Below are 13,119 nucleotides of genomic sequence, written 5' to 3' on the forward strand. Positions count from 1 at the left end.
ATCATAATAAAAACTTAACGTATCTTATGCAGCCTTGTTTCTGGAACTTGACCGGTTTCAAAAGACAGCACCTAAAACCTTTTTAAATAAAGGGTTATTAACCTCCACTAACCGGAGGAATAAACGCAATAAAATCCCCTTGCCTAACCTTCACAGATTCATCAGCAAATTCCTCGTTAACGGCAACCATAGCAGAAGCTAACCCCGTTACATGAGGATAATCTTTCAGTAACTTCTTTCTGATTTCCTCTACAGTCATGTCCATTGAGACACTTAATTCTCTTTTACCTGTTTTCTCTTCTAATTCTGCAAACAACAAAATTTTAATCATCTATTACGTCCCCCTCCTTCGGTACACCTAAAGGATAAGCATTATTTTCTAATTGATCTCCTATCCATTCCTCTCCATCTTCCCAATGCTCCTTTTTCCATATCGGTACTATTTCTTTAATTCGCTCAATCGCATACCTGCTAGCATCAAAAGAATCTGCTCTATGTGGAGTTGAAACAGCAATGACTACCGCAATGTCGGAAATTTCCAATGCACCAATGCGATGAGTGATGGCTACCTTTGCATCTGCGTATCGATCGTTAATCTCTTTTCCTATTTGGGCAAGTTTTTTTTCCGCCATCGGAATATAAGCATCGTATTTTAAATATAATGTCTTTTTTCCTTTTGTCATCTCTCTAACTGTTCCTATAAAAGTATTGATTGCTCCGGCATTTCTGTCTTCAACTTTTCTTATTATGTGATCAACCTCAATTGGTTTTTCAATTATCTCAAAATTTTTAACTGTCATTATTATCCCTCGCTTCTACAATATGCTTGAAGAAACCAACGTATATAACTTTCTAGATCATTCATTAAAAAAACAGGAAATAATCCTTTACTCTCCCACTTTAACGCTAACTCTTCCTCCCAGAATATCGTTGCTTCAATGACCACACAACTTTTTAATAAATGTTCATCCGCTGAAGATCTTATGATAACCGTTTTAGGATATTTTTCTTGCTTAAATCCCTCAATAATAATCATATCAAAAGATAGACATTCATAGATCCTGACTAAATCCTCTAAATTCAGATGACTTGTATCTGAAAGGATCATGCTACATTCAGTCTCACTGATAACAAGTGACCCAGAAGCTCCTGCATCTCGATGCTTAGCCGAATCTGTATCAAAGGACTCTTGCTTTAAAGGGATACCTCCATGCCCATGATGTTTCACCGCTCCTACTGATAAACCACGCCTGGAAATTGCTTCAATAAGGGCTTTCGCTATCGTTGTTTTCCCTGAATTTGAAAATCCTACAATTTGATGCTTTTTGCTATGTGAGTTAATCATTGGTCAGTTTTTCTTGATTTAACCGGGTCTTGAAAAGGAGCACTATCCCCTTCAGAATTCAACAAAATAATATCTACTTCATCGCCTGATTTATAGCCTCTAGTTCCGCCAGGTAATGCAACAAATACATCTGAATAAGCTAAGGAGGTTACTACTTGGGATTTATCCATCCCTATTGGTTGAGCAACTACTTTCCCATGCTCAAAGGCGATTTTACTCCGAATAAATCGTGTAAAAGGATTTGCTTTGGGAAAGTTTGCTTTCAGCGTTCCTTTGACAGACTCTAGATACGGTTTGGTTGAAAATAAATAAGTTTGGATCCAAGGTCTAGTAAATAGTTCAAACCCCACATAACAGGCAGAAGGATTACCAGAAAGGCCAAATAGTAATTGCCCGTCTTTCTCCGCAACTGAAGTTACACTTCCAGGCCTCATTGCTATTTTGTTAAACAAAAGGTTGGCACCAAGCTTTTTGTAGATTGCCGGCAGAAAATCGAAATCACCAACGGAGACGCCCCCAGTCGTAATTAAAACATCTACTTCTTTTAGTGCTTCTTGTACTGCTTTAAAACACAGTTCAAAGTTGTCTTCTAATTTACCAAAGTATAAAGGCTCTCCACCAGCCTGTTTTACTTGAGAAATGATCATATAAGCATTGCTGTTTCTTATTTTTCCCGGCTCAAGATCCTGATCTACATCTAATAATTCTGTCCCTGTCGCATAAATACCTATAACAGGTTTTTTCGCTACCGGAACCTTCGCATATCCAAACGTAGCGAGAACTGCAATCACTCCAGCAGTGATCTTTTTCCCGGCATTAACAATGACTTCGCCCTTTTTAGTTTCTTCCCCCTCTTTCGCTACAAAATCATTTTTTTCAAACGAACGAGTTATCTCAATATATGTTTGGTTATTTTTATTCACTTCTTTAGCAAGTTCAAACATGATTATCGAATCGCATGCTTCTGGCATAATTGTACCTGTCATGACTCTCACAGCTTGCCCAGGTTTAAGAATACTGGTAGAAACATGTCCTGCCCCCACCGTTTCAACAACCTCTAGTCGAACAGGATTGCTTGAGCTTGCTCCTTTGGTATCTTTACTTTGTACAGCAAAACCATCTAATGGCGATCTATCAAATGGCGGGACAGGGTGATCAGCTATAATATCTTCCGCTAAATATCTTCCTTCAGCGTTCTCAAGAGAAACATGTTCTAATTCCCCTGTTTTGCTGTATTTCATCACTCTAGATACTGCTTCTTTTACTTGTATTGGATCTCTTTTTTCTATCATTCGTAATTACACATCCTTTTTTTCTAAAAGAGAGAATTTTTATAACACATATCTCCAACGACGGTTATCGCTTCATCTACCTATAATCTTGGCAGAATATTATAAAAAAAGCTACCAATGAGTAATTGGCAGCAAGTGGCGCTTATGATCCTGTAATTTCGGTAATATCCTCAACGGTAGCTTTAAGATCAAAACTCTTCTCGCCACTATACATTCGATGAACGATACCATCAGGATTGACTAAGAAAAACCGTGTAGGATGCATGATGTCACTTTCCTCTGGGACTTGTTGAATTTGCGATTTAAAAGACTCTAGAGCAAATTGTTGAATATCTTCAAATTCGTAACCTGTTAAAAAGTCCCAATTGTTGAAATCAGCTCCATAAGACTCTCCATATTCTTCTAATCTTTCAGGTGTATCAAAATCAGGATCAACGGTAAACGATACAATTCTTATATCGACGCCTTTCTCCTCCAAAGCGCTCTGTAACTCGACCATATTAGGAGTCATTGTCATACATACTGTAGGGCATCTCGTAAAAATTGTCTTACTGATCCACCATTCTCCTTCAAGTGACTCAATAGAAACAGTGTCACCATATTGATTTACTGCTTCAAATTCAGCAGTTTGCCATGGTTCCTCCGTTTGTGAAACATCAATAACTGCATCCGACTGCGATGATTCCGATGCATCTTGATACAAAAAGCTGCATCCTGATAAAATGAATAGACAAACTGCAGTACTCCCCAAAATCAAAAACTTCTTCATAAAACCCCTCTTTCTCTATCCCTCGGTTTGATACATATCATATTCTTTTATTTTAAGTTTTGGTGTTTCTTCTTTATCTCTTTTCATCCATAGTTTAAATGTAGCACCAATTGCTACAGCGTAAGCTAGTTCTTGAATTACTTTCATCATTGCCCCTCCAAATTGCTGATCATGTAGAGGGCTTAGTACAGACAAAGCCTGCTCGCCGGAAAAAATTTCAAATGGCATGTCAGTACCAGGTGGAAGACAATAACTCATCGCAACGGCCCATGTTGAGGGATCTGTATAAGTAGCATATAAAGGACCATTGGCAAAAATAATCAATGCACAAGCAGGCGTGAATAAAACACCACTCATAAACATGTATCCGATTCTTTTTAGCTCCGATAACTCATATTTCGTTCTGAGTCGCGGGATAATGTGCCACCACATTAGCATCGCTGCTAATAGCATTGCCAGTTGATAAACATTATGCCAAACTTCACTTGTCATTAAGAAATCAAAAGTAAAGGGTATATGATAAAATGAAAAAATGGCATTGAATAAAAGCAAGCCAAATAAAGGAAACCCGATTACTTTAAAAATGCTGCGAGCTATGTTTAGCTGGGCAATCGATTTGAAAAACCAAGAAGGAATGCCCAATAACAGTAAAGGTGGGGCAATCAGATAGACAATCGCCATAGATAGCATATGCATACTTAACATAATATGACCTAATACATAGAGTGGGCCTCCAAATCCTATGTATACAGCTAATAAACCAAGATGAAAATAAACCTGTCTTCTTAGTGATACTGGCTTTGAATCAGCAAATAAATGCCTAAATCGATTAATTATTAAAAAATATATGATACTTACGAGAGCTAGGACAAGGATTAATTCGGGTGTCCATATCGTTCTTGCAGTAAATGTCGAGAAAAATTGTTCCATCATTCTATCTCCTATCCTTAGGGATAATGTTTGTTTATTATTTTCTTCACAAAGGTATTTTAACATGGAATAGCCATGATATAGTATATTTATATCATGATTTTGCTTAAAATCCTATTTTTTATTCTTGGAAGATCTAGGACACAAGAACAGTCCTGACAGGAGGAAATTTAATGAAACCTTATTTAATCGCAGTAGATTTAGATGGTACATTATTAACAGATGATAAAGTAATCTCTAAAAGAAATCACTCTGCTTTAACCCAATTGAAAGAGTTAGGGCACAAGATAGTGATTGCGACTGGAAGACCCTACAGAGCCAGCAGTCAATACTATCAGGAACTTTTTTTAGATTCACCTATGGTTAACTTTAACGGAGCATTTATCCATCATCCTGTCGCTCCTGCTCTTTTTCCAACGATACATTCTCCGTTGGATAAAGAAACGGCTAAAACGATTATAGAAACATGTGAAGCTCTTCAGGTAAAAAATATGATGGTGGAAGTAATGGATGACTATTATTTGCGTCACCTGAACAGAGGTTTTGCTGAAGCTTTCACGGTAAATCAAGCTCCCTCCGATAGCGGAAACCTTCATCAGCTTATAAAACGGGATCCCACTTCTATTTTAATACAACCAGAAGATCACCAGCATCAAAGCATTAAACAACTTCTAAAAGATGCTCATGCAGAAGTTATTGAGCAAAGATCTTGGGGAGCACCTTGGCATGTCATTGAAATTATTAAAGCTGGTTTACATAAAGCTGTCGGATTAAAAGAAATTGTTAAGTATTACAATATCCCTCAAGAACGAGTTATCGCTTTTGGAGATGAAGATAATGATCTAGAAATGCTAGAGTACGCAGGGCATGGTATAGCAATGGGAAATGCAATCGATGAACTTAAAAATGTAGCCAATGAAACAACGGATACAAATGAAAAAGACGGGATTGCTGTTTATTTAGAGGATTATTTCTCATTGAAAAACGGAAGGGACGTGTAGGACTTGAAAATATTTAAAGTTGATAAGCCTGCTGATGACATCACGATTCAAAATATTACTTCTGTAATGGAAGAACAAATGAACAGCCTTAGTGATAACGACCATAGCGCACCTTTAACTCAAACGATCTCACTTGCATTAGAGAAAAATTCAAATGCTGAATTCTTTGTTGTAGAGCTAAATGATATCTTTGTTGGCTGTGCTTTTTTAAACAGCGGCATATCTCTGGGCAAAGGTGGACCGTATATTTGGCTAAATGATTTATATGTAATGAAGGAGTATCGACAACAAGGTATTGCTAAGAAACTACTTTTAAAGGTATTGCAATGGGCCGAGCAAGAGGGCTATAAAGGCATTGAGTTAGAAACAGGAATCAGTAATGCAGCCACGAAGAAGCTTTACAATTCTTTAGGCTTCTACGATATTATTTCTAAAAGATACGGAAGATCTCTTTCATAAATTTTATTCTTTTAAAATGGTTGCTTTCCGCGGTATTAAAAAAAACGGTTATTAGAGCAATAAAAAAAGCTAGCTTGGTGTTAAAACCAAGTTAGCTTTTCTATAGATATTATTCGTAAACTTTCTCAAATGCAGCTTGGATATCCGGAAGTAAAGAATCCCAGTCTGCTCCTGCTTCTTTATTAACTGTGATAAAATCCTGATAACCAAAAAGATTATCCACACCTTCTAAAGCTAATAATTCTTTTGCTAACGGATGATCTGTTTCGTCATTCTTTTTAAAAGATGCACTTCCTGATCCTTCAAATATTACTTTATTAGCTGTGAATTTCATTGCATTCGGGTTAGGTGTTGGTTCGCCTCTAACTTCAATTGCCATTCATAAAACCTCCTTATATGTAAGTGTTCTTAGTTTAACACGTTTTATCTGGAATGTTAATGTAGTAAGAAAAACGGCATAGCCGTCTTTTATTAAATACAGCGTCAGCTTCCGCTTCAGCCGCCCCGAGTAGCACCTACGAAGTACGTGTAGGTGCTACTCGAAAGGAGGTGGGTTTCCCTTGATACGCGCGGCGAAAGATAGCTGTCTTCTTATACTTTTCGGAAAAAAAGCTAGCTGGAATATCAGCTAGCCGGATGTTTCATTTATATATATCAAAAGATTCTCTCTTTTCTTGACTAAAGATGATAATCTTCTTTTGAACAAACGAATATCGTTCGTATTATCAGTATCGAGAGCTTCTTTTAAATTCATAAGATAATAGTCTATTTCAGCAGAAATAACAAATAATTTGATGGAAGGCTCAATGGCAATTGACCGTGACTGTTTCGGTCTAACTTTATGATATGGATCCATGATTTAACTCACCTCCACTTCTTCCTTATTTTCGAATGATTAATCCTTGTTATCGATTTGTTTGCTTATGAACCATCTTATGTAATCCCTTGAAAAAAAGACGCTTTTTTTCTTGAACTTAAGCTAATTGAGAGCATTTGTGCTTATTATCAAGTATCTGTAAAATAAAGAGGTGAATAATTAAAAGGAGGCTGTTCTTCCATGAAAAAGCATGTAAAAAGCGATTCTTTATCAGTTGATGTGATCAATAAATATAGGCAAGCTGTCAAGACGCTATGTGAAGAATGGAACTACCATCCTTCTTTTATTTCTTCATTAAGGAATATAATCGAAGTAGCTTTGTCCCATTACAACGACACAATCAGTCCGAATGAAAAAACCTATCTTATTCTCTCCTTTTTTATGGAAATAAAAAAAGAATTGAAAATACGCGGCTCCTTTTCGATACAGAAAAAAGAAATTGAAAAATTATTAGAAGGATATCTTTGTAAAATACCTTTCCATTTCACCACACAAGAAGATTTTATTTTTCTCCAGAAAGCAAATGCTGAGTTTCCACAAGTGGAATCATTGAAAGTTTCGAAACAGATACCAAGTTTTACTTTTGATATTAAAAACGATATAGAAGTATGGTTAAGCAACTGGATGATTCGTCCTCATTTTGCTATGTATAAAGACTATTATGAACATATTGAATATAAGGAAGCTAAATTCTTTTTAGTGGATCGCGTCATTGAAGAACTTCAGAAACAAATTGCTCATCGTCCAGTTAGAAGAACATTATTCCAATTATTATCTTATCACCATCGATATGAACAAGGAATCGAGTTATGGAGCCTATCCCCATGTGACCCCTCGATGCTTTCGATGGAAGAACAACAGTTTTTCAAGCTTATAAGGAAGAACAATTCCCATTTAGCAATCCCTTTGTATATGCATTGGATTGAGAGATTAATAGAAAAAAAAACGAAGAAACATTATGAATCATCTGTTGTATTGTTAAAAGACCTTCAAGCTATACTGGGAGATCTTGATTGTCCCGAGCAATTTCAATTATTTTTATTTGTGTTACAAAAACGGTACAAGGGTTTTGCAGCGTTACAAAAGGAGTTGAAACAATTTGATAGCCGGTCTAGATAATCAATGGCATATTGTTGCAGCAATTGATCCCTCTCATATGGACAAAGGTATTATGCTTTCATGTACTTCAAAGAAACCAACCTTTATAACAGAGGATGCGATTCGATGGGAAAAAGATATACTAACGATCAAACAACTATTATTTTCCGACCACCGTTCTTCTTTCTATGGAGTGATGTTCGATACTGCGACCTTCGAAATGCAATCTAATAACAATGTAACCCGTGTAGAAGGGATTATCGTGCCTTTGACATCCCTTCACCTGCTTAAAGATTTGTCAGAATCATCCTTGTTCTTATTCGATGAGTCTTTCCACTTTTTACTTAATGAAACAAATCAACTGTTAAATCAAGTTGACAAGAGACAACTTTATCCTAGTATTTATGGGCAATGGGAAACACCAACTTTTATAGAAATGACTGTGGTCACGACACCAAAAATTTCTGCGGATATGATGGCTGAGAAAAGTACTTATTCAATATTGGAACCAAAGCTAATTGACTCTTTTCTTTTTCTATACTTACAGCATTATGTATTCATTTCAGAAACATATCAAACTGAAATCAAACCCTATTTTTCTATATTGGCAGCTAAAACATCTGAAAGCCAAGTAAAGGAGTGGATGAATGCGCTTGAAAAACCCTGGAAAACCTTGAAATTATCGAGACACCTTTATCCTTTATGTATTAACCATTGGCAAGGCGAAAATCCAATTGAGTTTCAGCTTCAGATAGTCATGTACGAACCCGAATCTCTCTTAACAGACTGGGAGTTCGAGTGGTTTATGAAAGAATGGACGACTGGGAAAACTATTTCCGTAACAAATGTAATGAGAGGCCAGCATCCTTTTAGAAAAAATCCACTGGCTTGGCTTGAAGAAGAGATATCTCATTTCAAAACATATGAATGGCTATTACCTAAACAAGGAGCGACCTCTTTTTTTCTATCGAACGAGACAATTTCTTCATTTTTATTGAACGATGTTAAAGAACTGGAATCTCTAGGTGTTGCTATGCTAGTCCCTGAAAAATTCAGACAAAAGATTACACCGAATCTTACTGCAACAGTATCTGTCCCTCATATGGAGGAAGAGAATTTCTCAACCACTCCTTGGATACGTACAACAGTTAACTGGCAACTGCAGTTAAATGGAGATATCATGAATCAACAAACGTTTATTGATCTTGTCGAACAGAAACAACAGATGATCCGTCTTCACGATGAATGGGTAATGTGGGATCTAGAGACAGCCAATGAATTATTACATCAAATGATGGATTCTTCCGATAACAAACATATACCTATTTTTGAAGCGCTCAAAAATCACGCTCAATCCTTTTCAATACCTGACCACTCAAATAGCAAAGATGAACAAATCAGATCATCCAAGGATTCCATCGAATGGAGCTTCGATAAGAAGACAGCAGACATGTTACTTCATAAAAATGTCGTTCCTTACCCTTTAAGACATAAATGGGAGCCTATTTTGAAAAGTTATCAAAAAAAAGGGGTTCAGTGGTTATTACACATGCGGAAGCTTCAACTTGGCTGTTGTTTAGCAGATGATATGGGGTTAGGAAAAACTGTCCAAACAATTACTTATATCGATGAGGTATTGCGTAATGAAAAAAGTGAGACACCTTTTTTAATTCTATGTCCTTCTAGTCTGGTACATAATTGGAAACATGAACTACGTCGCTTCGCTCCTCAATTGAAGGTATATCATCATGAGGGTTCTCCCTCTTCCCGTAAAGAGTCATTCCTGCAAAATATGAAGACAACCCAAGTCATCATTTGTTCCTATCCAATTGCAAAGCAGGATCACCTATACTTACGGGATCTACGCTGGACCGGATGTATTTTTGATGAGGCGCAAATGCTTAAAAATAGTCGCACAAAGCTACGACAAGCGATAAAAGAGTTTGATGCTTTACATTCTATCGCGCTCACTGGGACTCCTGTTGAGAACCATCCTATGGAAGTATGGAGTCTCATGGATTTATTAATTCCTGGTTTATTAAAAGATGAAACGTGGTTTTTCGAAACTTTCCTTCAAGAAAAAAATGAGCAAAAAAGAGCGGAAAACATTACCAAGCTTCGCGATGTCATCCAACCATTCCTGTTGAGACGATCAAAAGAATCACAATTTCATGAACTTGCCATTCCTGAAAAAACAATGATCGATCATTCTGTCTCCTTAACAGATGAACAAGTTATTCTATACGAGGCAACGGTTGAAGAACTGATGACTGCCTATGATAACCAATCGATACAAGTGCAACGAGCACTTTTATTTAAAACCATGACCAAACTAAAACAAATCTGTAATCACCCTGATCAGTTATTTCAGGAAGAGAACCATTTTATTTTTGAAGAAGGACGATCTGAAAAATGGGACCTTGCTTCAGAAATGGTTGATAGATGGATACATGAAAAAAAGAGAGGTCTAATATTCACACAATATCGCTTTGTCGGTAAAATGTTTCAACGGTTGGGAAAGTTTCAGCATCAAATGGAAATACCTTTTTTCCATGGGGGGCTGTCGTCAAAAGCAAGGCAAAAAATGATTGCTCAGTTTCAAACAGATAGCACTATTCCTTTTATGGTTATTTCTTTGAGGGCTGGTGGCTTTGGTATGAACTTAACAGAGGCTGCAGAGGTATTACATTATGACAGATGGTGGAATCCTGCTGTAGAAGCACAAGCGACGGATAGAGTGCATCGAATTGGTCAGTCAAAACCTGTAACGGTTCATACAATTACAAACCAAGGAACAATTGAAGAAAGAATTGGACAACTTATTAAAGAAAAAGAAAAACTCCAAAAAGCACTCGTCCATGGTAAGTCATTCCCCCTCTGGGAGCTTTCCAGAGAAGAACTTCGGACTTTGTTCTCACTTTAGTAAATGGTTGATTTGAAGGGAAGTACTCGAATCGCTTCAGGCGGATACAACAATCTTTAAAAAACCGATAATATTATACATTTTTGTCAAAAGGGCACAGAAAAAGTTATTTTTACTTTTTCTGTGCCCTTCAAATGAGAACGCGTCCTCATTTATTTAGTCCACGTCTTTTCCAACTTAAATGGGGTACCCTCTAAATTAGTCCCATCTACTTGATAAATGTTTAATTGAGAAGAAATCTTCAGTGGGGCAGCATCCGTAGTGTTATTTGAATTCCATGAATCCGTAAAAGTAAGTTCCTCACCAGCATTAATTGTTTCTGTAATAAAAGCTTGCGTGAACATCATTCCATCTGCATAATCATAAAGAAGATTATCATCTTCATCATGAATGAAGATATCAAACTGGTGTCCTGAGGAAAAATCTACGGTAATAGCATCTTTCTCTAATGTGTTTTTCAATGACAATGTAACTTCAATTACGTCGTTTTCCTTCTCCACTGCCATCGTGTACTTTAATCCATCTATCTCCACCATCTCCCCTTCAGACGATCCATTTATATTTTCTTCATATACATTATTACTCCCTTGTCCACAACCTGCCAGGACTAAGAAAGTAAAAAGTGAAATTAGCCATAATAAACGCTGTATCTTCATATTTTACACCTCTCTTTATCTGGTACATATAATGACGTCATTTCATTAAGAGATGTTACAATCATTTCTTCTTTAATTTAAAAAAACGCGTAGCGTCTTTTCTTACAAGAATTTATAAAATTAGCAGCTACCTTCACGCCGCACGTATCAAGGGAAACCCACCTCCTTTCGAGTAGCACCTACATGCATTCGTAGGTGCTACTCGGGGGGGGGCGACGGAAGCTGACGCTGGATTTAAGAAAAGACGGCTATGCCGTTTTTCTTAAAAAACTAGTCATTTTTTCGAAACATGCCGTGAATTCCCGTTGTTTGAATGATATTTGTGAAAGCCTTTGGATCGACCTCATCGATAACCTGCTGTAAAAAATAAAGTTCATACCTTGTAATAACAATTAATAATACTTCTTTATCCTCTTTCGAATATCCTCCTTTGGCTGGGATTCGTGTGACCCCCCGCATTACTTTCTTATAAAAAGCCTCTTGCAATTCATCCGCTTTATTCGTTACCACCATGGCTGTTAATTTAACGTGACGAGTATGTATTGTATCAATAATACGAGATGCAACATATAAATTCAATAGTGTATATAAAGCTTTCTCCATCCCAAACATCATCCCAGAAGTTACCACAATAATTGCATTCATTATTAAAAAATAAACGCCTATTGGTCGATCATTTTTTTTCGCAGCTAATAAAGCAAGAATATCGACTCCTCCAGTCGATCCTCCCCACTTGAGAATTACCCCTGCACCCAATCCTGCAAAAACTCCACCAAAAACAGCATTTAAAATGATATCCTCTGAAAAAACTCTAACAGGTATAGCTTCTAAGAAAAATGTTGTGAAAGCTACATTTAAAAAACTGTAAAATGTAAAGCTCTTCCCCACCTTTAGCCACCCTATAACAGCTACAGGTATGTTTAATAATAATAATAATATCCCTGGTGAAAGTGGCACTAATTCTGACAATATTTGAGCCATCCCTGTAAAACCACTTGCAAATACATTCGCAGGGATTAAAAAGTAATTCAGACTAATAGCCATGAAAAAGGCAGTGATAATTGCTACAACTATTTTCTTGGCCTCTTCAAGTATATCTAAGTTTTTGGTCATAAAACTTCCTCCCTAACTTAGTATATTGTTTCCACTTCCCACTATTCTAAAAGTAGTTTCCCACAAAAAAGAAGCCCCATTCACATTGTGAATAGAGGCTTCCTTTACTAATATTAATCATTTTTGTGCGTCTTATTGTAGTAATTAACAGAGTAGACAGCACCTTCACCGACCATTGAATTATCATCTTCATCGTTAGGATCCGAATGACCCACTTTTTCTTCTAAATAAGGTTCATGATCTTCTTTTGTCTCATTTTTAAATTTGGCTTTCATTCGATTATAATTATGCTGAAGCTTTTCTCTGTTTTCTTCTTTTCCTAAATAATAAGTACCTGCTGCTACCGCAGTTGCGAGCATCGTGGATGTAAACCACTTTTTTGCCATAATGATTGGTCACTCCCTTATTGTGTAACTATTTATCAAAAATACGTCGTTAATGAAATGGATGACTTTTTACTCTTCATATGGTCAAGCCCGACGTCCACTGATTAAGTTTATAATTACTACCACTAACGCAATAACTAATAGTAAGTGGATTAATCCACCACCAACGTCAAAACTAAAACCTAAAATCCACATAAGTATTATAATACCAATAATTGTCCATAGCATAAATTAGCCTCCTAAATATAACATTTTTTTTGTGCTTATCAC

The 13,119-nt window shown here is 36.6% G+C and carries 16 protein-coding genes; 4 read left to right on the forward strand and 12 right to left on the reverse strand.

The features are described 5' to 3' along the window. Window positions 1-97: 97 nt before the first annotated feature. From moaD to ctaG, 6 genes are all read right to left on the reverse strand, one after another. Window positions 98-331 carry a molybdopterin converting factor subunit 1 gene (moaD, locus tag ACHABW_RS06415; protein WP_435754558.1) on the reverse strand — a complete coding sequence of 78 codons (234 nt, stop codon included), beginning with the start codon at window positions 329-331 and terminating at the stop codon, window positions 98-100. Then, window positions 324-800, reverse strand: a complete 477-nt coding sequence (locus ACHABW_RS06420; protein ID WP_435754559.1) for a molybdenum cofactor biosynthesis protein MoaE — start codon at window positions 798-800, stop codon at window positions 324-326. The genes moaD and ACHABW_RS06420 overlap by 8 nt, the downstream gene beginning before the upstream one ends. Window positions 801-802: 2 nt before the next feature. Beyond that, the gene (gene mobB / locus ACHABW_RS06425) at window positions 803-1,345 is read right to left on the reverse strand and encodes a molybdopterin-guanine dinucleotide biosynthesis protein B (RefSeq protein ID WP_435754560.1); all 543 of its coding nucleotides are present in this window, start codon (window positions 1,343-1,345) and stop codon (window positions 803-805) included. Next, complete coding sequence (locus tag ACHABW_RS06430) at window positions 1,342-2,637, reverse strand: molybdopterin molybdotransferase MoeA (protein ID WP_435754561.1); 1,296 nt, start codon at window positions 2,635-2,637, stop codon at window positions 1,342-1,344. Before ACHABW_RS06430 ends, mobB begins: the two co-directional genes overlap by 4 nt. Before the next feature lie 142 nt (window positions 2,638-2,779). Beyond that, window positions 2,780-3,406: an SCO family protein gene (locus ACHABW_RS06435; protein ID WP_435754562.1), complete on the reverse strand. Its 627-nt coding sequence runs from the start codon at window positions 3,404-3,406 to the stop codon at window positions 2,780-2,782. Window positions 3,407-3,421: 15 nt separating this feature from the next. Further along, on the reverse strand, window positions 3,422-4,339 hold the full coding sequence (gene ctaG, locus ACHABW_RS06440) for a cytochrome c oxidase assembly factor CtaG (RefSeq protein WP_435754563.1): 918 nt from the start codon (window positions 4,337-4,339) through the stop codon (window positions 3,422-3,424). Between the two features lie 170 nt (window positions 4,340-4,509). Here ctaG and ACHABW_RS06445 point away from each other — a divergent pair, with 170 nt between their 5' ends. Together ACHABW_RS06445 and ACHABW_RS06450 are read left to right on the forward strand one after the other, a co-directional pair. After that, complete coding sequence (locus tag ACHABW_RS06445; RefSeq protein WP_435754564.1) at window positions 4,510-5,337, forward strand: Cof-type HAD-IIB family hydrolase; 828 nt, start codon at window positions 4,510-4,512, stop codon at window positions 5,335-5,337. A gap of 3 nt (window positions 5,338-5,340) precedes the next feature. Then, window positions 5,341-5,796 (forward strand): GNAT family N-acetyltransferase, encoded by a 456-nt coding sequence (locus tag ACHABW_RS06450; RefSeq protein ID WP_223292215.1) that lies wholly within the window; start codon window positions 5,341-5,343, stop codon window positions 5,794-5,796. 109 nt (window positions 5,797-5,905) lie between these two features. Here ACHABW_RS06450 and ACHABW_RS06455 read toward each other — a convergent pair whose 3' ends face one another. Further along, on the reverse strand, window positions 5,906-6,175 hold the full coding sequence (locus tag ACHABW_RS06455) for a NifU N-terminal domain-containing protein (protein ID WP_435754565.1): 270 nt from the start codon (window positions 6,173-6,175) through the stop codon (window positions 5,906-5,908). Between the two features lie 249 nt (window positions 6,176-6,424). Then, the gene (locus ACHABW_RS06460) at window positions 6,425-6,652 is read right to left on the reverse strand and encodes a hypothetical protein (protein ID WP_435754566.1); all 228 of its coding nucleotides are present in this window, start codon (window positions 6,650-6,652) and stop codon (window positions 6,425-6,427) included. Between the two features lie 201 nt (window positions 6,653-6,853). Here ACHABW_RS06460 and ACHABW_RS06465 point away from each other — a divergent pair, with 201 nt between their 5' ends. After that, the gene (locus ACHABW_RS06465) at window positions 6,854-7,792 is read left to right on the forward strand and encodes a hypothetical protein (protein WP_435754567.1); all 939 of its coding nucleotides are present in this window, start codon (window positions 6,854-6,856) and stop codon (window positions 7,790-7,792) included. Continuing rightward, entirely contained in the window at window positions 7,773-10,694 is a 2,922-nt protein-coding gene (locus ACHABW_RS06470) for an SNF2-related protein (RefSeq protein WP_435754568.1), read from the forward strand. The genes ACHABW_RS06465 and ACHABW_RS06470 overlap by 20 nt, the downstream gene beginning before the upstream one ends. Window positions 10,695-10,846: 152 nt before the next feature. Here ACHABW_RS06470 and ACHABW_RS06475 read toward each other — a convergent pair whose 3' ends face one another. From ACHABW_RS06475 to ACHABW_RS06490, 4 genes are all read right to left on the reverse strand, one after another. Continuing rightward, a complete protein-coding gene (locus ACHABW_RS06475) occupies window positions 10,847-11,350 on the reverse strand; it encodes a BsuPI-related putative proteinase inhibitor (RefSeq protein ID WP_435754569.1) in 504 nt (167 codons plus the stop codon). Window positions 11,351-11,620: 270 nt separating this feature from the next. Beyond that, window positions 11,621-12,463: a YitT family protein gene (locus tag ACHABW_RS06480; protein ID WP_435754570.1), complete on the reverse strand. Its 843-nt coding sequence runs from the start codon at window positions 12,461-12,463 to the stop codon at window positions 11,621-11,623. A 113-nt stretch (window positions 12,464-12,576) separates the two neighbouring features. Next, window positions 12,577-12,849, reverse strand: a complete 273-nt coding sequence (locus ACHABW_RS06485; protein WP_110935075.1) for a hypothetical protein — start codon at window positions 12,847-12,849, stop codon at window positions 12,577-12,579. Between the two features lie 84 nt (window positions 12,850-12,933). After that, entirely contained in the window at window positions 12,934-13,077 is a 144-nt protein-coding gene (locus ACHABW_RS06490; RefSeq protein WP_435754571.1) for a lmo0937 family membrane protein, read from the reverse strand. Between the last annotated feature and the right edge of the window lie 42 nt (window positions 13,078-13,119).

Source organism: Salipaludibacillus sp. CF4.18 (assembly GCF_051262595.1).
Classification (GTDB): Bacteria; Bacillota; Bacilli; order Bacillales; family Salisediminibacteriaceae; genus Salipaludibacillus; species Salipaludibacillus neizhouensis.

Excerpts from the sequence above, each read along its gene's own strand:
- moaD (WP_435754558.1), bottom strand. The coding sequence starts at position 331 with ATGATTAAAATTTTGTTGTTTGCAGAATTAGAAGAGAAAACAGGTAAA.
- ACHABW_RS06420 (WP_435754559.1), bottom strand. The coding sequence starts at position 800 with ATGACAGTTAAAAATTTTGAGATAATTGAAAAACCAATTGAGGTTGAT.
- mobB (WP_435754560.1), bottom strand. The coding sequence starts at position 1,345 with ATGATTAACTCACATAGCAAAAAGCATCAAATTGTAGGATTTTCAAAT.
- ACHABW_RS06430 (WP_435754561.1), bottom strand. The coding sequence starts at position 2,637 with ATGATAGAAAAAAGAGATCCAATACAAGTAAAAGAAGCAGTATCTAGA.
- ACHABW_RS06435 (WP_435754562.1), bottom strand. The coding sequence starts at position 3,406 with ATGAAGAAGTTTTTGATTTTGGGGAGTACTGCAGTTTGTCTATTCATT.
- ctaG (WP_435754563.1), bottom strand. The coding sequence starts at position 4,339 with ATGATGGAACAATTTTTCTCGACATTTACTGCAAGAACGATATGGACA.
- ACHABW_RS06445 (WP_435754564.1), top strand. The coding sequence starts at position 4,510 with ATGAAACCTTATTTAATCGCAGTAGATTTAGATGGTACATTATTAACA.
- ACHABW_RS06455 (WP_435754565.1), bottom strand. The coding sequence starts at position 6,175 with ATGGCAATTGAAGTTAGAGGCGAACCAACACCTAACCCGAATGCAATG.
- ACHABW_RS06460 (WP_435754566.1), bottom strand. The coding sequence starts at position 6,652 with ATGGATCCATATCATAAAGTTAGACCGAAACAGTCACGGTCAATTGCC.
- ACHABW_RS06465 (WP_435754567.1), top strand. The coding sequence starts at position 6,854 with ATGAAAAAGCATGTAAAAAGCGATTCTTTATCAGTTGATGTGATCAAT.
- ACHABW_RS06475 (WP_435754569.1), bottom strand. The coding sequence starts at position 11,350 with ATGAAGATACAGCGTTTATTATGGCTAATTTCACTTTTTACTTTCTTA.
- ACHABW_RS06480 (WP_435754570.1), bottom strand. The coding sequence starts at position 12,463 with ATGACCAAAAACTTAGATATACTTGAAGAGGCCAAGAAAATAGTTGTA.
- ACHABW_RS06485 (WP_110935075.1), bottom strand. The coding sequence starts at position 12,849 with ATGGCAAAAAAGTGGTTTACATCCACGATGCTCGCAACTGCGGTAGCA.
- ACHABW_RS06490 (WP_435754571.1), bottom strand. The coding sequence starts at position 13,077 with ATGCTATGGACAATTATTGGTATTATAATACTTATGTGGATTTTAGGT.